This is a genomic window from Stenomitos rutilans, from assembly GCF_059505485.1.
Window position 1 is genome coordinate 141,414 of the sequence record NZ_JCACKR010000139.1, and the last position, 21,128, is coordinate 162,541.

General features: G+C 48.6%; 14 protein-coding genes. 10 read left to right on the plus strand and 4 right to left on the minus strand.

What is annotated here, in order from left to right; all coding sequences use genetic code 11:
- Positions 1–167 precede the first annotated feature (167 nt).
- Positions 168–743 (minus strand): hypothetical protein, encoded by a 576-nt coding sequence (locus tag AC5JLP_RS29175; RefSeq protein WP_496071361.1) that lies wholly within the window; start codon positions 741–743, stop codon positions 168–170.
- A gap of 303 nt (positions 744–1,046) precedes the next feature.
- Between AC5JLP_RS29175 and AC5JLP_RS29180 the strand changes: the two genes are divergently transcribed.
- The 3 genes from AC5JLP_RS29180 to AC5JLP_RS29190 all read left to right on the plus strand — a co-directional run bounded on the left by AC5JLP_RS29180 (position 1,047) and on the right by AC5JLP_RS29190 (position 3,399).
- A complete protein-coding gene (locus tag AC5JLP_RS29180; protein ID WP_496071362.1) occupies positions 1,047–2,219 on the plus strand; it encodes a ferrochelatase in 1,173 nt (390 codons plus the stop codon).
- A 155-nt stretch (positions 2,220–2,374) separates the two neighbouring features.
- Positions 2,375–3,184, plus strand: a complete 810-nt coding sequence (locus tag AC5JLP_RS29185) for a Uma2 family endonuclease (RefSeq protein ID WP_496071363.1) — start codon at positions 2,375–2,377, stop codon at positions 3,182–3,184.
- Between the two features lie 59 nt (positions 3,185–3,243).
- Positions 3,244–3,399 carry a hypothetical protein gene (locus AC5JLP_RS29190; protein WP_496071364.1) on the plus strand — a complete coding sequence of 52 codons (156 nt, stop codon included), beginning with the start codon at positions 3,244–3,246 and terminating at the stop codon, positions 3,397–3,399.
- Between the two features lie 60 nt (positions 3,400–3,459).
- Here the strand turns inward: AC5JLP_RS29190 and AC5JLP_RS29195 are convergent, their stop codons facing one another.
- Positions 3,460–5,736, minus strand: coding sequence for a tetratricopeptide repeat protein (locus tag AC5JLP_RS29195; RefSeq protein WP_496071365.1), 2,277 nt, complete (start codon positions 5,734–5,736; stop codon positions 3,460–3,462).
- A 1-nt stretch (position 5,737) separates the two neighbouring features.
- The gene (locus AC5JLP_RS29200; RefSeq protein ID WP_496071366.1) at positions 5,738–7,087 is read right to left on the minus strand and encodes an AAA family ATPase; all 1,350 of its coding nucleotides are present in this window, start codon (positions 7,085–7,087) and stop codon (positions 5,738–5,740) included.
- Between the two features lie 704 nt (positions 7,088–7,791).
- On the opposite strand from AC5JLP_RS29200, the gene treZ reads away from it, so the two are divergent.
- The 3 genes from treZ to AC5JLP_RS29215 all read left to right on the plus strand — a co-directional run bounded on the left by treZ (position 7,792) and on the right by AC5JLP_RS29215 (position 13,600).
- A complete protein-coding gene (gene treZ / locus AC5JLP_RS29205) occupies positions 7,792–9,621 on the plus strand; it encodes a malto-oligosyltrehalose trehalohydrolase (protein ID WP_496071367.1) in 1,830 nt (609 codons plus the stop codon).
- A 185-nt stretch (positions 9,622–9,806) separates the two neighbouring features.
- Positions 9,807–12,599, plus strand: a complete 2,793-nt coding sequence (gene treY, locus AC5JLP_RS29210) for a malto-oligosyltrehalose synthase (protein ID WP_496071368.1) — start codon at positions 9,807–9,809, stop codon at positions 12,597–12,599.
- Positions 12,600–12,976: 377 nt separating this feature from the next.
- Positions 12,977–13,600, plus strand: a complete 624-nt coding sequence (locus tag AC5JLP_RS29215) for a DUF2721 domain-containing protein (protein WP_496071369.1) — start codon at positions 12,977–12,979, stop codon at positions 13,598–13,600.
- Between the two features lie 107 nt (positions 13,601–13,707).
- Here AC5JLP_RS29215 and AC5JLP_RS29220 read toward each other — a convergent pair whose 3' ends face one another.
- Entirely contained in the window at positions 13,708–15,960 is a 2,253-nt protein-coding gene (locus AC5JLP_RS29220) for an ATP-binding protein (RefSeq protein WP_496071370.1), read from the minus strand.
- A 686-nt stretch (positions 15,961–16,646) separates the two neighbouring features.
- On the opposite strand from AC5JLP_RS29220, the gene AC5JLP_RS29225 reads away from it, so the two are divergent.
- The 4 genes from AC5JLP_RS29225 (at position 16,647) to AC5JLP_RS29240 (ending at position 21,017) form a co-directional block, all read left to right on the plus strand.
- Positions 16,647–17,339 carry a DUF4178 domain-containing protein gene (locus AC5JLP_RS29225; RefSeq protein ID WP_496071371.1) on the plus strand — a complete coding sequence of 231 codons (693 nt, stop codon included), beginning with the start codon at positions 16,647–16,649 and terminating at the stop codon, positions 17,337–17,339.
- 189 nt (positions 17,340–17,528) lie between these two features.
- Positions 17,529–19,010 carry a spermine/spermidine synthase domain-containing protein gene (locus tag AC5JLP_RS29230; protein WP_496071372.1) on the plus strand — a complete coding sequence of 494 codons (1,482 nt, stop codon included), beginning with the start codon at positions 17,529–17,531 and terminating at the stop codon, positions 19,008–19,010.
- A 40-nt stretch (positions 19,011–19,050) separates the two neighbouring features.
- Positions 19,051–20,076, plus strand: coding sequence for a lipid II:glycine glycyltransferase FemX (locus AC5JLP_RS29235; protein WP_496071373.1), 1,026 nt, complete (start codon positions 19,051–19,053; stop codon positions 20,074–20,076).
- Positions 20,077–20,150: 74 nt separating this feature from the next.
- Positions 20,151–21,017, plus strand: a complete 867-nt coding sequence (locus AC5JLP_RS29240; RefSeq protein ID WP_496071374.1) for a DUF350 domain-containing protein — start codon at positions 20,151–20,153, stop codon at positions 21,015–21,017.
- The last annotated feature ends 111 nt before the right edge of the window (positions 21,018–21,128 follow it).

The window sequence follows — 21,128 nt, forward strand, 5'->3', positions numbered from 1 at the left end:
AAAAGCGTTTGGGAACCAGGTGGATGTCCTCCCTTGATGTGCAATGGGATGGTGTGGCGATTGGAATGCGATCGCGACCAATCTCCAAAGCAGCAAGCTGAGCTATTTTAGTGTTCCCACATCAAAGCAGAGCAGAAAATAAACAACCTTATCTTTCACGTTACTCCTCACAATTCATCGTAACGGCGTAACAGGGCAGTTAGAAAATTGGCCGCTGACAGAGCTATCGGGGGTCTGGCTGCATCAGGTGTCAGCCACCAGCCATCTGCCGTTTGGGGCGATCGCCAAAGCTCAAGGTGCGCCACACCAGGGTCAGCATAGAAACTGTCCTCACCAGCACCCAGCGGAGCCGAACTCCAATGGGTAAAGCAATCATGGCTGAAGCGGTGCACCGGAAAGCCACCGACAAGCGGCACACCCCAACCATCGATCGCCAGCACCGCTTTAACGGTTCCCCTCCACCCCTGCCAGACCAGAGCCGCACTCATGGCACCCACAACGCCCGCACTAAACCCAATTAACACTAACGGAGGACTCACCCTCAGATCCGGATGATTGTGACTGTTTCGCTCATGGAGAAACCGCAGCACGTGCCATCCTGAATAGGCAGGATATCGCTCTGTGGGAAACACCAGCAGTGATTTAGACGGCAAGGCCAGGCCGTTGGAGGCTTCCCGCACACCCTGAATAAACTGCTGAGTCAACCCTCGATCGTGCACCCCAGGACAAAGCACAACTGTCATTCTTTAGCCCCCAGCGGTCAGCTTCCAGCGATCAGCCTTTAGCCTTCAGCCCTCATCCTACTTTTAGCCTCTAGCCCTCAGCCTACCCTTTGGGAAGCAAGCTACAGCCTTTAGCTTTCTACCCCCTCGTGCATCTTAAACATTTTCAAACACATTGCTTGTCCTGTCCCCCCGGATGGGATGTTACGCTAGACGATGATGGGTAACGTTTCTAAGCCCTATCCTCTTGTCTCAAAGATGACTGGGATAGCAGCTTCAGGCGATCGTTCCCCAGCTTAGTCCATTCATGTTGAGGCAGTATCAGTGGTCGCTACTCCTGAAAAACTCCAGCCCCTAGTCAATGAATCCAGCGCTCACGATCGGGTTGCCGTTCTCTTGATGGGTTATGGCGAAGTGGAAAGCTACGAAGACTTTGCCAACTATAACGAGCAAGCGCTAAATCTATTGACCGCAAAGTTTGCCCCAGTGCCAACCTGGATCTATCCGCCGCTAGCAAAGCTGCTAGCCGCGTTTGACCTGCATGAGTGGAGTCATCAGCACGATCATTTCATTTCGCCCCATAACGCCATTTTTGAGCGCCAACGTGCGGGTGTAGAACAATACCTGCAAGACCGCTGGGGCGATCGCGTCAAGGTCTTCAAAGCATTCAACTTCTGTGCACCTTTTCTACCAGAGCAGGTGTTGGCAGAGGTCAAAGCGGAAGGATTTGACAAAATCCTCATTTATCCGCTGCTGGTGGTCGATTCCATCTTTACCAGCGGCATTGCAGTCGAGCAGGTTAACAAAGCGCTGGCGAAGCTTGCAGATGGCACTGAGCATTGGGTCAAAGGCACGCGCTACATTCCATCGTTCTACAACGAGCCAGAGTATATCGATCTGCTTGCCAACCTGGTAGAAGACAGGATCAAAACCGATCTGGCAGTGGCTCACCTTCCTTCACAAACGGGCATTGTGCTGATGAATCACGGCTGCCCTCATAAGGCCAAAGGCTTTACGTCTGGGATTGATGAAAGTCAGGCGTTGTACGATCGCGTGCGTGAAAAGCTGATCTACCGCTATCCTCTGACCTCGGTTGGCTGGCTGAATCACCAGACTCCGCTGATTGAATGGACGCAACCCAACGCTGAACTCGCTGCCAGTAACTTGATCGATCTGGGTGCCACAGCACTCGTTTTCATGCCGATCGGCTTTGCGACTGAGAACCACGAAACGCTGTTGGATGTAGACCACATCATTCATACCCTGCGCCGCAAGCATCCTGAAGTAACCTATGTGCAGATGGAATGCGTCAACGATCGTTCTGACTTTCTCAAGATGGTCGCTGAGTGGGCGCATCCACAAATTGAGGCTCTCTTAGCAGAGCAAGCGTTAGCAGTAAATCCCAGCCTTGCCCACAGCCGCGAGCATCACGATCACGGGCATGGTCATTCCCACGATCATGGGCACTCGCATGGACACGGGCACCATCACCATTAAGTAAGCCTTAAAAACCACCTCACGAAGCTAGTCACACCGTTGTGTTGCTGGGTGCGATCGCGCCCAGCAATACAACGTTTTTGCATTCCGTTCAGTACCATAGAAATACCTGCTGCAAGCCACCCTGCTGGTGAAACCTCTATTGGTGAAACGCGATGTCCCTACTTGAACTTCCACCCACCCAAGCGGAACTTCCCTACGATGATGGTGTCCCGATGGAAAGTGCGCGACACAAAACCCAGATGGACTTGCTGATCGACGTGCTCACCCCCTGGTTAGCTCAGCGAGAAGATGGCTTTGTCGGGGGCAATATGTTTGTCTACTACAGTCTGGCGCAGGTACGAAACCAGGACTTTAAAGGACCAGACTTTTTTGCCGTGTTGGGAGTGCCCAAAGGGGAACGCAAAAGTTGGGTTGTGTGGGAAGAAGAAAGAGCACCCGATGTCGTGATTGAGTTGCTGTCAGACAGTACTGCTGCCGTTGACAAAACGAAGAAAAAGCTAATCTATCAAGATCAAATGCGAGTGCCAGAATACTTCTGGTATGACCCCTTTAATCCGAGTGACTGGGCTGGTTTTGCAATGCAGCAAAATAGGTATCAACCCCTTGTTCCCAACGATCGTGAGCAATTGCTGAGTGAATCGTTAGGGTTAGCCTTGCAGCGTTGGCAGGGCACTTACAAAGGAATTGATGCAACCTGGCTGCGCTGGGCAACGATAGAAGGAGACCTGTTGCCAACGCCTGAAGAACAGGAACATCAACGCGCAGAACAGGAATGGCAACGCGCAGAGCAAGAACGTCAACGCGCAGAACAAGAACGCCAACGAGCGGACAGTGCAGAGGGGCAGCTCTTACAAACCGCACGCAACTTGCTGGCAGAGGGGATGACGGTAGAACAGGTTGCCAGACTCACAGGGCTAAGTGCAGAGGCGATCGCACCCTTGCTTTTGTCATCGGAGCCGTAAGCGATCGAAGCCGCGACGCGATCGCGCCTAGCAATAGGACGATCGTGGTTAGTCACACGATGACATTTCTAACAATCATGACGATGTTTGTTAGAAACACGCCGATCGCGCTTAGTCACGTAGCGACGTTTGTTAGACACACACCGATGGTTCTAGCAACGGTTGGTGCGATTGGTAGACACGTGACGACGTTTGTTAGCAAGGTTGCAATGTGATGAACCAACACACCGATCGCAGGATGTAACGCGACAATAGCGATTGCAGCACCCCACACCCTATACCCCAATCACCGCCCGAAACCGCTCATCGTCTCGAATGCCATCAAAATCCGAGTCTGTTTTTGCCATCTCCCAATACTCGGAATCCAGGATAATGGACTGCTGTAAGTTTTCAATGGCTAAATCAACGTTTTTCTGCAATCCATAACAGCAGGCTTTGTTGTAATATGCAGGTGCAAAGTCAGGCTGAGTCTGAAGGGCTTCATCATAGCTGACAAGTGCTTCTTCATAGCGACTCAAATAAACTAGCGCAGTTCCTCGCTTGCTCCAAGTATCAGGCTGGTGCGGCTTAATTGCTAGGGATTTATCATAGCTGGCGACTGCCTCACTGTAGCATTCTAGCCTTCTAAGAGCATTACCTAAGTTATACCAAGCTTCATAGTCATCCGGCCTATATTTGAGTGCTGCATCGAAATCACAGATTGTCTGACGCTTGAACCATCGCTTGAGTAATGCTGTTAAGCTTGAAGCAAATCGTATCAATCGTAGATTTTTCAATAAAACATTGGCTCCTATTCTGAGCCAAATCTTGTACGAATTAAGCCTAGCTTTCCGAAGAGTTTTATAAATTACAACAATAGTTTGATAAAAACTTTCAATTGCCTGACTATATCTACCTAACTTCCAGAAGGCAAATCCAAGACCCTTTAAAGCATAGTAGCGGTCAAAGAAATTGCTATCTAGTTGAAAAGCTAGAGCTTTATCAAAACTAATAATTGCTTCTTGATACCGCTTTAAACCGTTGAGTACATAACCTCTGAACTTCCAAGTATAATAAAGATCAGCATAATCATTGCTGAGCGGTTTGATTTCTAAAGCCTTGTCAAGGCTGGTGAGTGCATCTTCATAAGCTTTTAGCCTACAAAGTTCAATACCTCGTGACCTCCAAAGATAGTAGTTATTAGAATCACTCTCTAGGGCTTGATTAAAGTTTTTAACTGCTTCTTCTGTTTGTTTCAAACGTCTCAGAACACTGCCGCGATCATTCCAAGCATATATATAACTTGAATCAATCTCCAATGCTTTTTCAAAACTGTAAATTGCCTCTTGATATTGATTTAGATCTGCCAGCAACCGACCTCGCCGCCGCCAAGCATACTTGTCAGGCTCAATCTTCAAAGCATTGTTGTAGCTAGCGAGTGCATCATCATATTGTTTTATGGTGTGTAATACATCACCCCGGAGAAGCCAAGCATAATTGTCATCAGGTTTAATTCTCAGAGCTTTGTTAAAGTTAGAGACTGCTTCTTCATAATTTTTTAGTGCGCTGAGCGCTTGTCCCCGATTACGCCAAACATAGCCCAAATTTGACTTTAGCTTAAGTGCTCGATCATAGTTAATAACGGCTTCCTCATAACGTCCTAAATCATGTAGCGTAATTCCACGTGCGTTCCAGGCTTCGTAGTAGTCCGGTTCGATCTCAATCGCTTTATCGTAGCTAGCAATTGCCTCCTCATAGCGCTTTAAGTCAGACAGCACATGACCTCGGTAGAGCCAGGCTTTATCATCGTCTGGTTTGACCTCAATCGCTTTGTCATAGCTGGCGATCGCCACTTCATAGTTTTCATCAGCAAAGAGAATATTACCTTTTTCAAACCACAAACTGGCTTGCTGCGCTGGAGTCTGTTGATCTTCTTCCAGGATGCCTTGAATCTCGCGGATGCGATCCATGCGTTGCGAATGGCTCCAGGTTAGATACTCCTGATAGTCTCCCTGGAGTTCCTGCGTCAATTTGCCAACGGTTTCGGAATCGGGGACAAACTCAAAGATGCCCGATCGCCAGTCAAAGAAATCGGGTGCCCGACGCGCAATGTATTTAATGCCAAAGGCAGACAGAAAGAACACCAAACAGAACGGAAAATCATCCCGAAAGCGCTCTCGCTGCAAATTCAAATGCCCCAACACGCGGGGCACCGTGTCAAGTTTGTAGTAGTCACCCTGACCGCCATAGCCCGACTTAACGTAAGGGTCTAAGGACTTTTCTAACCCAGAAATAAATAGCACGTTGATTTCAGCCATATCGGGCAGCGTCGCTACCCGCTGGTACAGGTTGCCATCGACCAGTTCTTCGTTCAGCACTAACCGCTGCATGTGTAACGTGGGCAAATCTGCTTGGAGGCGCTGCACCAAATCCGCCTGATCGCCCGGTACACAGCGGACAAAGAATAAGCCGAACCCTTCCGTGCGCTGGAGCGATCGCTCCAGCGATTCATAGGACTCTGCCGGGTCAGCAACCACATCCTCATCCCAGTTGATTTCCCCAGTCGCTACCATTTCACTCGCTCCTTTGGCTCCCGTGCTCATGCCGCTCTAACGCCCGCTTAAACCCATCCAACCCACGTACCAGCGGATGCACATCATGCCAAACCTGCACCTCGCCCTCGCCATCAATGTAGCGATATTCTAAGATGCAGCGGCGAAACAGCAAACTGCGAAATTGATCGTCATTCTCGGTGATGAGCTTCTCTTGAGACACCCGCACCAACGCTTCCCATTCGTGTCCGTCAATCACTTTCCGGTAGGTATCTCGCAGTTCCGAAATTGCCCGCTGCACCGATCGGGTTGAAATCGGTAACTCCCGCGTGTTCTGCAACGCCGCCTTCATCAAATTCATCAAGTTGCGAACGTGCCCACCACTCATTTCACACAGCTTATCTAATGCCTCCGCCGACTCAAATGCCGCTTCCAGTTCCACCCCCGATTGGGCAAACCGAAACCGCTGGCGAATCAATTCCTTCAGCTTTAGCATTCCAGTTTCACTGATCTCCCCCTCTGGTGTTTTGAGCATAATCATCGGCAGCACTTCTACTGGCTTATAGCGCTCCTCCATTGCCGTCAAATGCACCGAATAGGCAAGGGAAATCGGCACGGTATAAATCACATGGCAGTTGAGCGCCCGCAATTGATCGCTATGGTTGACAAAAATTTGCTCGTAATTGCTTGGCTGATTGTCACTGTCGCGCCGTTCGATAATGCGATCGAGATTATCCACCATCAGCACTAGCTCTTGAGGCTTGCGATCACCTAACGCTTTGCCAATAAAGTCATTCAAAATATCAATCAGTGATTCTGCCTGTTGTTCCACCTGACGGCGAATCACCTGTTGCTTGCTGACATTGGTTTTAATCGTGGTAGAGACTTTCCCCAGCGGTGTTTCGGGTGTCTCATAACTCAACTCATCCAGCGATAGCTCCGTCACCCCCAAATCTCGCAGATCTCGCAGCAGGCGATTCACCCACTCTCGAAATTTGTCATCCTGTCCAGGCTGCGATCGCAGTTTGCTAATCAGTTGCCGCGCACAGGCCAGCAAAATATCGCTGTATTCGGTATTTTCGGGTTCTAAATCACCATCATCGGCAGCAAAATAGACCACCCGAAAGCCCTGGCGTTGTAAGTCATCCTGAAGCCGCAGCAATTCGGTAGATTTGCCCGCGCCCCGATGACCCGCATAGAGTTGGCAGGTCACTTTCTCCGATCGGGCAATCTCTAGCCCCAGCCCTTGCAGAATATCCTCCTCGCCTCGCACCGATGCACAATCCACCCAGGCCGGATCATTCGCGGGCAATGGTCGAAACGGATCAAAGGCAGTGTAAAGCTTTTTCCAAAAATCCGGGCTGGCGGTCATGCAGCGAACCTAAAGCGGCACTTCGCCTCCATTGTACCGATTGGTGCTAAAAGCTCGGCAAAATGCTTCGTTCGTCCTTTGCCGCATTGGATGGTAGTCATCTCCATTAGCTCCTCGCTTCTAGATAGCTGGAAAAATTCAGTCGCTTTCTGCTGCTGCATTAGCTTATTTTTTGCGCTTGATCGCCCAGAAGCGTCGTGTGCTGATTCTCAAGCAATAGCTCAAATCTACTGGCCGCTCACTCGCTACGAGATAGGCGTCTTTTTCACTGAAACCGCTTCTCCAAGCAGAGCCGCTTTTTACCTGTGCAGATTCACACTTTCAATCGCCGACCATTGCAGGAACCCAATTCCTGTTTGCTGTCACGGCTTCATACCTTCAACACCAACAATTCTGTACGTCAATGAATCCGATCGCGCTGTTGGTGCGTATAGCTCTTAGTGCCACGTGAAAACAACGCACTAGACTAAGCCTCATCGGGCGGATTGAAGCAACTGGCTGACCTTAAAAGCCTGTTAGCAATCCGCCCGTCTTTCTTTTGCAGACCAGCCGCTCTTTCTTTTGCAGGCCAGCCGCCTGACGCTGAAATCTGCAACATCAGACCTTTGAGCCAGTGCGCAAAATCAGCTTTAAGGAAGGTTTCACCAGCGCCTTGAGAAGCATATACTCCCTGCAAACGTATGGAACGATGGGGCAGGGATTCTATGGATGTTGGGGCATTCTTTTTGGGTCACGATCGCTGCCGCTTTACCGTGTGGGCACCGTTGCATCAGCAGGTTGCCGTTAATATCATCTCTCCAAATGGTCGTTCGCTTCCCATGCAATCTGTGGGTTCCGGCTACTGGCAAGTGATAGCAGACGGGGTTACCTCTGGAACGCAATATTTTTACCAGTTGGATGAAGACCTTGAGCGGCCCGATCCGGCTTCCCAGTTTCAACCGGATGGCGTGCATGGCCCTTCGCAAGTCATTGATCACTCGACCTTTCAATGGTCAGATGCTCAGTGGTCAAACATTCCGCTAGAAGAGTTCATTATTTATGAACTGCACACAGGCACTTTTACACCAGAGGGCACCTTTGAGGCCATTATTCCCCGCTTGCCTGAGTTAAAGTCGCTGGGTGTGAACGCGATCGAGCTGATGCCGGTTGCTCAATTTCCGGGTAATCGCAACTGGGGCTATGACGGGGTGTATCCCTACGCCGTGCAGAATTCTTACGGTGGCCCTGAGGGCTTAAAGCAGTTGGTCGATGCATGCCATCAGCAGGGAGTGGCGATCGTCCTGGATGTGGTTTACAACCACTTTGGGCCAGAGGGCAGCTATTTCAGCGATTATGGCCCCTACTTCACCAACAAATATAACGGTATCTGGGGCAGTGCGCTGAACTTTGATGGCGCACAAAGCTACCCAATACGCCAGTACTTTCTACAAAACGCGCTGTATTGGTTTGAGACGTACCACATCGACATGCTGCGGCTAGACGCCACTGATCACATCATTGATTTGACCGCCAAGCATTTCCTCCAGGAATTAGCCGAACATGTTGCCGAGCTTTCTCAAAAGCAGCGCAAATTCTATCTGGTTGCCGAAAATGATGTCAATGATGTCCGTCTGCTTCGCCCCATTGAAGCCGGTGGCTATGGTCTGGACGCTCAGTGGAATGATGGCTTTCATCACTGTGCTCATACGCTGCTGACGGGTGAGCAGATTGGCTACTACCAGGATTACGGCACCTGCGCTCAGATGGCAAAGGCCATAAAGGAAGGGTTTGTTTTCTCCTGGGACTATTCACCGTTCCGCGAACGCTGGCACGGCAGTGATTCCAGCGCGTTACCGGGTCAACAGCTTGTGGTGTGTATTCAAAACCACGACCAAATTGGCAACCGCATGTTGGGCGATCGACTCACTCATTTAGTGTCTTTCGACGCGCTCAAACTTGGAGCCGCCGTTCTGCTGTTGTCGCCCAACGTCCCGCTCTTGTTTATGGGTGAAGAATACGGTGAAGATGCGCCCTTTCTTTATTTTGTTAGCCATACTGATCCCAATCTGGTAGAAGCGGTAAGGGCGGGCAGAAAACGAGAATTTGCCCACTTTCATTTGGAAGGAGAATACGTTGATCCTCAAAGTGAGGAAACGTTTCACCGATCGCAGTTGCGCTGGGAAACTCGTCATGAAGGTAAGCACAAAGTTCTGCGCGATCTCTATCAGCAGTTAATCGAGCTGCGTCGCACCCTTCCTGCGCTCAAAAAACTGGATAAGCACAACTTAGAAGCGATTGCTCTAGAGGATGAGAAACTGCTTCTACTGCATCGGTGGTCTGCTGAAAGTCAAATCTTTTGCTTGCTCAACTTCAGCCAAAATGATGTTAGCTTCACGCCCAAAATTCCCAAGGGTGATTGGCAAAAAAGGCTCGATTCTGCTGATGAAGCGTGGCTAGGTTCAGGCGCTCATCTACCAAATGAATTAGTCTTTGGTCAGGCAATAACCATTCCGGCCGTCAGCTTTGCTCTTTACCAGGCTGAGAGAATGTCTTAGAAGGTATAGCTCATAGCCAAGAGCTGTCAGGATGCGGGCAACAATGTTTCGAGGACTAAGGGGCTGGTTTGCCGTAGGCCACACTCCCACGAAGGCGATCGCAACGTCTCAGACATCCTTTCAGGTACGATCAATTAATGTTGGACAAGTTATTGATTAAAGGTGTTTACTAAAGAGCAAAATGTATGAGAATTCCAGTGTCAACGTACCGTATTCAGTTTCGTAAAGAGTATGACTTTGCAGCGGCGGCGGCGATCGTGCCTTACTTGGCGGCGTTAGGGATTTCTGATCTCTATGCTTCTCCCATTTTCAAAGCAAGGGCAGATAGCAGTCATGGCTATGATGTCGTTGATCCCACACAGTTGAATCCAGAATTAGGGACGCAAGCAGATTTTGACGCGTTGGTGAGTGCTCTCAAACAGCAAAAAATGGGCTGGTTACAAGACATTGTGCCCAACCATATGGCTTATGACAGCCAAAATTTGTGGCTCATGGATGTGCTGGAAAATGGAGCAGATTCCGATAGCTTTGATTATTTTGATATTGATTGGAATCATCTATATGAAGACATTCGAGAGCGGGTTTTAGCACCACTGTTAGGTGATTTTTATGGAAACTGTTTAGAGCGAGGCGAAATTCAGCTTGCTTATGACGAAGCTGGTTTAAGCGTCAACTATTACAGGTTACGGTTACCTGTTCGGATTGAATCCTATGCACGGTTTATTACCCATAATTTGGGGCATTTAACAAAGTCACTGGGTCGGCGGCATCCAGATTTTGTCAAACTTTTAGGCATTCTCTATCTAATTAAAAATCTTCCAGCTGAAGCCAGGGGACGAGAGCGCTACGATCAGATTATCTTTGTGAAAGGGTTGCTTTGGGAGTTGTATGAGCAAAATGAGGCTGTAAAAGAATTTTTTGCTGCCAATGTAGAGTCGTTTAACGGTGAACCTGGTAAACCAGAAAGCTTTAACCTTTTAGACAACTTGCTTGGTGAACAGTTTTACCGTCTCTCCTTTTGGAAAGTGGGAGCTGAAGAAATTAATTATCGCCGTTTCTTTACGGTCAATGAATTGATTTCAGTCAAGGTTGAAGAAGTTAAGGTCTTTCACAAAACGCACTCCTTAATTGCTCAACTGGTTGAGCAGGAGACGTTTACAGGGTTACGCATTGATCATATCGATGGGCTGTATCATCCAGCCGAATACCTGGAGCGGCTCCGTGAGAAAGTCGGTGACGTTTACATCACAGTTGAAAAGATTTTAGAGGCAACAGAAGCATTACCTGATGATTGGCCGATAGAAGGAACTAGTGGTTACGAGTTTCTAAACTATGTGAATGGGCTGTTTTGTGATACCGCTAATGAAGGCGCGTTTGATCAGTTCTACACGACTTTTACAGGTGTAACAGCGACTTACGATCGCTTAGCTGTTGAAAAAAAAGGACTCATTGTTGAGAAAAATTTAGCTGGTGACGTAGAGAACCTTGCCCAGCGTTTGAAGCGAATTGCAGGGCAAACGCGCTATGGTGGAGACTTTACGGCCTACGGTTTGAAACGAGCCTTGAGCGAAATTTTAGCGCTCTTTCCGGTATACCGAACGTATATTGCCTCTGATAGTGTAAGTGAGACGGATCAGCATGTCATTCAAGAGGCGATCGCGGCTGCAAAACCACAACTTCCCCTACTCTTAAGAGAACTTGAATATATTGAGTCTATTCTGTTGCGTAAGGATGAGGATTACTTAACGGACGAGCAGAAAGTTGAACGATTACACTTCGTGATGCGAATGCAGCAGTTGACTGGGCCGTTGATGGCGAAAGGGATTGAAGATACGCTACTTTACGTATACAATCGCCTGCTATCACTAAATGAAGTGGGCGGCAACCCTAGTAAATTTGGCCTTAGCCCAGTAGAATTTCATCAGTTTAACCAACATAAAGTAGCGCACTGGCTACATTCAATGAACACAACTTCTACGCACGATACAAAGCGAGGAGAGGATGTGAGAGCACGCTTGAATGTGCTGTCAGAGATACCAGATGAATGGGCCAATCAAGTGAAACAATGGGCAGAGTTAAACTTTAGCAAAAAGGTGCGATCGGGTGGTAGAACGATTCCCGATCGCAATGATGAATACTTTCTTTATCAAACGTTAGTAGGATCATTTCCATTCGACGAGGCAGAGTTTACTGAGTTTGTCGATCGCACAAAAGATTACGTCATTAAAGCAGTGCGAGAAGCCAAAGTGCATACAGCCTGGTTACGGCCTGATAGTGATTACGAAAATGGTTTTAGTGCATTTGTTGAAGCGCTGCTTACATCCTCCGAAAGCGCTGATTTTCTCGGTCAGTTCAAACCCTTTCAGCAACAGATTGCCGAATACGGCATTTTGAACTCGTTGTCTCAAGTGTTAATCAAAAATACGGCTCCTGGTGTTCCTGACTTGTACCAGGGGGATGAGTTTTGGAACCTGAGTTTTGTGGATCCAGATAATCGTCGTCCTGTGATCTATGAGCAACGAATCAAAGCACTGGATCAGATTAAAGATCAGCTAGCAGGTGATCCGTTAGCTCTAATTGATGAGCTTTTGACCACGAAAGCAAACGGTGATATCAAGCTCTTTTTGACCTATCAGTTGCTACAAACCAGAAAAACGTTTGCAAACTTGTTCTACAGCGGGGACTATAAGCCGTTGGACATCACTGGCGCATTGCAAGACCACATTATTGCGTTTGCAAGAGTCTTTGAAGGGCAGGTTGCGATCGCGATCGCACCTCGTTTTTTCACCCGTCTGGTGCAGCCGGGAGAGCGTCCGTTTGGTAATGCGCTCTGGCAAGATACTCACATTTCGCTGCCAAGCGATTTTCCGTCTACATGGACAAATATCATTACAACCCAGGTCATGGAGGGCAAAGGCGCGATCGCGGTTGGTGAAGCGCTGCAACATTTTCCAGTAGCCTTGCTTGTGAATCACTAGGGAAATGTGTTCTCTGAGAGGTATAGGTATATATACCCGTAAAGCAGAATGACCAGTTGACTAGACGTGCCATTTTGCTCAAGGTTGTCTTGGTTGGTAGTGTTTTTGGGTTATGGTATCGTTCAACTCCGCAAGCGCAATCACCCTCAACAGGTTGATATTAGAGACAGGCGATCGCAGGACCATGACTTGGCATAGCTCTTGCGACTCTGGCGCTTACCTAGTGCAGCGACACAATGTGCTGTTTGGCTTCACAAACGACAATTTATGGTTCAAATGTACTAAATAATCTGGTATATTGATGACTATTGATTGCGGTCTGGGTCAACAACCCGTATCATTTGCCTACACTGCCTGCACGTCTGAGGGAGAACCCAATGAGCGTTGAGCAAACAACCCAGTTGATACAGCTAATTCTAAACTCGGTGTTAATGGCGTTCGCTTGTACGCTGCTGCTAAATCGCATCAATCTGCGCCAAACGGCTCTTGAGGAACAGTTGCATGCGGCCAATCGACAGTGTGTTGAGCTGCTGAGCATTAGCAACGAGGGTCGGAGCGATACTTCGAGAGGCGATCGCTCAACGAGTCGGCTTTTGCAAGCGAAGAAGTTTCTGCGCCAGCTTCAGTATCGCTATCAAGTCATTCGCTATGGTGTGCTAGCGAATGCTTATGCGCTACTGTGTGCGATCGCCAGTACCTTGGCGCTTGCCGTGAGGGCGTTAGTCAACTTGGAATGGCTCGTGCCCCTCTCGCTGGGATTATTTGTGCTAGGGGTTACGCTGCTCTTGCTGGGAGTAGGCTTGATGCTAGTTGACTTGCATACAGCCGATCGCTCGCTGTGGGAAGAAATCACCAGTCTACTTAGCCCAGGACGGTTTGATAATCCACTTAAATCAGATTGGCAACAGCGCTCTAAAATTGCCGATCGCTTTCTGCGCGAGCAAGTTTTGCGGGGACAAGCTTCGCGGATGAAACCGTCTTCACGGGCTAGAGTCTCGTAGTCTGTAGATGTGTTCTCTCTAGTGACGCTTAGCCAAACTGTGTGAAGCCGTTACCTCTTAGCTTGCAACTCTAAAGCACTGAGTACCGTTTTAGCTCATGCTGGACGTCAGCCATAAATGGGAAACCAACAGGGTGCGTTAGTGACTTGGCCTCGCTCAGTCAACTGCTGTAGATGGTGAGCTAGATGATTACCATTCATCGGGGTAATCAGGTAATCCTCAAGGCTCAAGAATCCATCCATCCAGGTTTGTCCACAGCCCGCTTTAGCACTGAGTGCAATGATGGGTGTATGTCGAAGCTGAGTGTAGCGACGCAGGGTTTGCACCCAACTTTGAGCCTGCGATTCTGAGAGGTCTTCAAGCAGTAGGATTAACTCTACTGCCTCTGGTAGAAAATCTAACGTCATTTCATCAGGATGGGCTACAAACGAGACTTCAAACCCATTGAGCTTAAACCATTGCTGAAGCTCTTCTACGTGAGGGGGTAATTGTCCGACCACGATGATATACGTCAATGGGGGCTGAACGCTGGCCTCGATCGCGATCGCGCCTAGCGGGGCAATCAGCTCATTGAGCAACGGGTCGTCGCAACGGGTACAACTGGGTGTTGTGTAGGCTTTTCCGGCTGGATTTGGGATGGGTAAGCAGCAGCGAGCACACTTACTGACGGTATAGTTACCGTCTAGAAACTGATGAAAGGAAAAGGCATCTTTTTCAAGATAAAGATAACCAAAATCTCTGCGTTGCTGAAGTTGTTGCCAAAAGCTTAAAAAGTCTTGATGGTAACCCCAGTAGTTGTACACAAGGCCAGTAAAGGTTAACGCTCCATAGGTAGGGCTGATGATGGTTTTGCCACGGCTGAGGTAGTAAGCCACGTAACCCATCAAGCGATCGTGCTCAGCCACCTCACGTACGCATTGGGTCTGGGATAACTCCACAACAAAGCAAACCTGATGATTGGTGCTGCTGACCCGAATGGAACCACCTAAATGAGTCATCAACCCTTTAATGAGGGCTAGTCCCAATCCTGTGCCTTGATGCTGCCAGGAGTCGTTTATGGGCACCCGATAAAACTTGTCAAACACATGCTCAAGCTCGGTTGCAGGAATTTCAAGACCTGAGTTAACGACGCTAATTTGGATGGTACCCAAGACCACTTGCGCCGATACTGTAATTTTGCCATCGGCTGGAGTAAATTTGCACGCATTTGTTAATAGCCCTCGCAGCACACGATCGAGGAGAATCAGATCACAAACGAGCCGTGGCAGATCATCACTAAAATGAAGCTCTAAGTGCTGACGCTGCTCTAGAGCTTTGGACTCAAAGCTTTGGACGATTTCGCTCAACCAATCTTGTACCAGGATGGCATTCGGTAAAAGTGGATAAATGCCAGCTTCAAGCTGCTGGAGCAAAAGGAGATCATTAACGAGATGAATTTCTTGTTCACAAGCATCTTGCACAAGTTTGAGATAATAAGCTGCACTTGCGGGTTGCCCATGCAGCTGCTGATCATCGCCGTTGAGTGCAATCTCCAACATGGCTAGCCCTAATTTCATGTTAGCTAAGGGGGTTCGCAGTTCGTGAGAGACCGTATTGAGAAAGCTATCTCTCAGTTGGTTGAGTTTTTCAACTTGGTCAACTTGGGTTTGAACTGCTTGCAATAGGTGCTGTTGTTGCAGAGCGATCGTATATTGCGTTGTTACTTGCTCTACTAAGTGCATTTCGGTGCTACTAAAGCCTGTCTCACAATTCGCTAATTTGCTTAACCAAAGGATACCGACGATTGCCTGACCAGTAGTATTCAGAGCGCTATCCATCACGATCGATGAAACAAGGATTTCTAGCGGTTGATAGGAAGATGGATTAGATGAATGCGTACTATGGCCGAGTGGGCACAAAAGGAAGAGACGCTGTAAGTGAATAAGGCTCTTTGCTTCCAAATACTCATGGATGGATTGAGTAAAGCGTTGTTCTGAAGCTGATGGCGCTGCGTAAGTATAGCGGGCGTTCCATCGTTTTTGGTTAGAATCATATAAGATGACCCCACAATTCATGATGGTTGGCATTGTGCTTAACTCCCTGACAATCACTTGCAGGATTTGATCATCGTCTAAGCGATCGCGAATCTGATCAGTAATTAGCTTCAAGCGTTGCCAACTTGCCTCGTTTGTTTGAGATTCTTGAGGTGTTGGACGCTCTTGAGACGTAGGAGGTGTTTGCATTCGGGTTGTATGAGCAGGTTCATCAATGCCGTAAGGAAACGCTTGGTGGCAGTGCATGCAGAACCAGCCCAACTTCCCAGCTTGCACTTGGCAGAGTAGTGAGTAGGAGCAACAGGGACATACAAACTTTGCTTTCATTGTCTTGCATCCTAAAACTATCTCAACCCTTAACCTGTTGGGTTACAAAGCGGTTAGGTTCTATTTCTAGAGTTCACAGGATGATGGGATCTATAACTGAAACGTATAAAAACACTGGTTTTCTTAATACAGCTTGCGTGCGGGTTAAACAGAACGGAGGTTCCTACTAGCGTCTACGCAAGGACTTCAGATTGCAGTCTTTACGGAGATCGGCACTAGTCTGCTAAAAGATAAACCAAAGGCTGCGTTGAGATGCCGCAATAAACTGCCCAGCTTGCCACAGATCAAAACGTTGTGAATCATCGTGATTAAGCAAACGGCTGAGAGCACCGGGGGGTTTGAGTGGGCTGTGTTGAGACAAGGGATGCCTGAGCTTTGAGAAACAATCCCAACAATGCTGGCAGACTATCGCGCTAGTAGAGTGATTGCGCTAGTAGACTGTCGACAGCAAAGCAAGCAGGCTGTAGACTGGGGCCTAGACGTGCACCAGAATAGTTTCTACTGTCCTTGGAGTTTTTGCTACTTCATGCCCTTTTCTCCTATCGATTGGCTCTGAAGGGAAGTAATTCGGCTGTACTGGTGAAAGATATCAGATTAAGTAAAGTTTTGAGTGATGCGGGCTGCGTTTTGAGCAGAGCAACTTAAGTTAGAACTCAGACTCTAGATTCTCCTTGAGACAGCATTCCATGACAGCAGGGCTATCTGAAACCCAACTACGCGATTTGCGAGAAGGCAGCCAACTAAAATACCACGGTGTCCAGTGGGTAGTGCAGGACTACAGCACCTATACCGATGCCAACAGCTATGAAACCGAAGAGTGGCTGTTGAAATCCAGTACCAGCAAAGCATACTATCTACTGCGTGAAGTCGATCCGCAAAATCCAGAAACTCTCGTTCATTGGTATCTCGCCGAAGAACTGCGGTATCCTACACTCCTTGATCCCAAAACGTCCCGCGATCGCCTGACGACTGTGGGGAATGATATGCGATCGCACGCGACTCCGTACCCAGAACTGCAACTCTTCAATCGCGTTTATGCGTTTGAATCTCAAACCGAGGGCGACTACGAATCAGACGGCACGCTCGGCCACCGCATTACCTGGGACTACTGGGATAGTGCCCATCTCTGGAACCTGGCCCTAGAAGCCTGGAGCGACGGTACTCTAGCCGTTTACTCCACCCGTGTGGTGCAACCCACTGACTTTACCGAGATTCAGTCTGGCGATCGTCAGGCCTTTCTCAGTGGACAAAACGCCGAAAGAAGTGTTGATCTGGCTGCCTATGCAGCCTTCAAAAAGCGTGACGCTCGAAGTCGCGAAATCTTGATTGCCTGGATTGTGACGATCGTCGGCTTCTTTTTAATGCTTTCCGGCATCTAAATGGAGTGAGCAGTCAGGAGCGAGGCGTGACGGCAAGGTTCAAATAAAACAACCATGGCCCTTCTCAGCTATCAACAGTCAGCTTTTGGTGAATAACGCCTACTCACCAAAAACCCGCTTTCACCCACTGAACTCACTGTAAAAACTGATGTTCTAACTCAAAACTTAAAACTCAAAACTTCTCCCTCAATGACCTCTCTCTTCATCGAACATCACTCCAACGGTCTTGCCTTTTATATCAATGGTGATTTGCAGTTTGACACGGCAGATGAAGCGATTTATCACGAATACTTAGTGGTGCCTGCGATCGCCCTTGCTGTCCAGCGTTTCCCAAATACGCTTTTGCGTGTCCTCCTGTGTGGTGGTGGCGATGGTTTGGCTGCCCGTGATATCCTTCGGTTTCATGAAGTGAGCGATGTAACTCTGGTGGACTACGACGCGGACGTACTAGAACTCGGTCGAACCGTCTTTCAACCCTACAATCAAGGCAGTTTGCTCAGCCCATCGGAAACAGCTTCAGGCGGGAATCGTCTCACCGTTTTGACCCAAGAAGCGTTTGAGTTTGTGGCAAACGTGCCCGATGCTTGCTATCACGTGGTCATTTGCGATTTCACCTTTCCGAGCCGATCAGAGGATACCAAAATCTACAGCTACGAGTGGTTTCAGCAAGTGCAGCGTACCCTCCACCCTGGTGGCATCATGAGTACGAACGCTGTATCGCCCGAACAGCGCACGTTGGGTTTTTGGTGTCTCTACCAAACCTTATTAGCGGCTGGACTATGGGCAAAACCTCTACAAGTTGCCATTCCATCGTTTCGAGAACACGGCTATGGTGATTGGGGATTCTTTCTGGCCTCGGCACGATCCATCACGCGATCGGAAGTCGAAACCATTGACCTACCCGAAAAGCTAAAGGCCCTGCATTCCCATAACTGGCAACACGCCTTGCAAATTCCTGCTGCGATCGCCCAGCTTCGCCACGTTCCAAAGATACATACGCTCGATTGTCCGCAACTTTTTTACTACTTGTTGAATCCTCGATCGCAATTAGCGGCAACGACGATCGATGATCCAAAGCCGCAACCTATCGATTTTTTAGATCTAGAAGAACCTGGCACTGGTGCGATCGGCACTGATGATTTACTGCAATTAGATGCCATTGCAACCATGTGGCTAGGCCACTTGCATCAAGCAAAGAATCATCAAGCAAAGAATCTCCTTCAGCCTGCCCAAAACGTTGAACTCATGCCAGTTCAGCATCGTTATCACAGTCCGCAGATGACGACAGAATGGCTCAGTTATCTCAGAGCGTTGTTAGAAGAAGTAAACCTCAATCAGCTTTTAGCCAGTTTGCTGGAACGCGCGCAAGAATTACCCCCTCAACTTGTGCGTGAACTCAAACAACTTGCAGAGAAAATGCGCACAGGACAACCCGTGACTTACATTTCAGAACACACAGCCGAACTGATCACCCTCCTTTCTGTCACAATTTTGATGGCAAATATTGCAACACCGGATATTGTCTTTGCTAAAGGGTATTCTGGCTCTTCAGGAAGCTATTCTAGCTATGATGGCGATTCGGGCGAGGAGAACTTTGGCTGGCTTGGCTTTTGGACAATGATGATTGGGGGCATTTGGCTCTGGAATCTCTACAAGCGTTCCGATGATTAAAGCGATGTTAACTGAATCTTTAGCGCCAGCCCAATGAACCGTGCTTTTTGAACGTTCAACCACACTAGAGATCCGCCTACTGACGTTGAACGATCGCGCTCAGTGGGATGCCTTTATGCAAGCGTCACCAGTGGGATGTTTTATGCAAGCATGGGCATGGGCAGACTTTAAGCAATTAGAAGGCTATCAAAGCTTTCGCTATGGTCTTTTTGCTGAAAATAACTTAGTTGGAGGCTGCTGTTTTTATTACTATCCCTGTGAACATAATGCCAATATGTTAGTCGCTCCAGGTGCTCCTTGCTTTTTACCAGGGTTTGAGCAAGCAGGAATGCAACTGCTTGTAGAACAGGCAAGAGTGTTGGCAAAAAAAGTAGGCGCGATCGCGCTCCGTTTTGAGCCGTTGTGGTTAGAAAAATTGATGGATCTTGATGGCTTTGTACGCGCCCCAGTTGAACTCTTACCATCAGAAACACTCTTAATTGATCTATGTCCCGCGATAGCTAAAATTCTGGCAGCCATGAAGCCTAAAGGTCGATACAACATTCGGCTGAGCCAACGGCATGGAGTTACCACACACTTTACAACTGATGCCCAAGCCATTCCTGTGTTCTATAATCTGTTCTGGGAAACGGCACAGCGACAACAGTTTTTTGGTGAGCCTTATAGCTTCTTTATTAATCTTTGTCAGACGCTTTTTGCCGCAAATATGGCAGAAATTGGTTGGGCCACTTGGCAAAACGAAGTACTGGTAACCGTCCTGATTGTGTATTGGGGAAAGCGTGCCACATACCTGTACGGTGGACGTACTGATCGTCATGCTCACGTCATGGCAAGCTATGGTCTTCACTGGGCAGCGATGCAACGCGCTAAAACAAAAGGCTGTAGCCTTTACGATTTCTACGGCTACACCCGTAACCCAAAGCATAACTACGCCAAATTCTCACAGTTCAAACGACAGTTTGGAGGCGCACCCGTCACCACGATCGGCGCTTATGATTACTTCTTTTATAACCAGCTAGCAGATACCCTGATTGGGCTATACAAGCGATTGGGAAAAGAAAGTTAAAGCATGACGCTTTAAGGTTTGCACTAACCCTGACACCGACTGCTGACAACCAACAACCAACAACTAAAAATTCTATGACCTCTGTACTGCTTAACAGCATCCCTAGCATTGGATTAGTAATCACTGAGCTAGTGATTGGGTTTGGTGTCTTTTGGCTAGGGCAGTTAGCCTACCAAAAAATATTCCGACGTCTGGATCTGAACCTTGAGCTGTTTGTGCGGGACAATTCAGCAGTCGCGATCGCGTTGGTGGGCTACAACTTTGGCATCATCCTGGCGTTGGCGGGTGTGCTAGATAAAGAGCGCGTTATGTGGCTTGATCATTTAATCTACCTGGCAAGCTATGGTGCGAGCGTAATTCTGCTGATGCTAGTCGGTGCCTGGGTGGGCGATCGGTTGATTCTCCGACGCTGTGACTGTGCCCGTGAAGTGGTTGAGGAACAGAATGTAGGGGCGGCCTCTGCTGAGGCTGGTGTACATATCGCCAATGGCTTAATTTTGAGTGCGGCCCTCGGTGGTCAAAGTGGCACCTGGATTGTCGGGTTGGTGTGCTGGTGCATGGGCCTGGGTGTGTTGGTGCTGGTGAGTGCCCTTTATCCTCGCGTGACCCAATACAGCGTGTTTCGGGAGATCTGCAAACGCAACAATCCGGCAGCCGGTGTGGCGCTGGCTGGATTGCTAATTGCCACAGGCAATATTGTGCGGGTTGCGTTTACGCCAGACTTTCAAAACTGGGCTGAGAGTTTTACCCAATATCTTGTGGTGTTGGGCTTTTGCCTGCTTGCCCTGGCGTTGATCCGCTGGCTTGCAGATGTCGTGCTGGTGCCAGGGGTAAAAATCTCAGACGAAATTGTTAATCAAGCGACCCCTAATCTCGGAGCCGGTCTGGTCGAGGCATTTGCCTATATAGCCGGGTCGTTTCTGCTTGCCTGGAGCGTTTGAATAGGCTTGCGTGAACCCTCTTGCTGAATCGGTACTGTGGTGACAAACTCTGTGCCCTGGTTGAGGATGGAGCTGATGTCGATCGCGCCCTGGTGTTTGTCTACGATGATT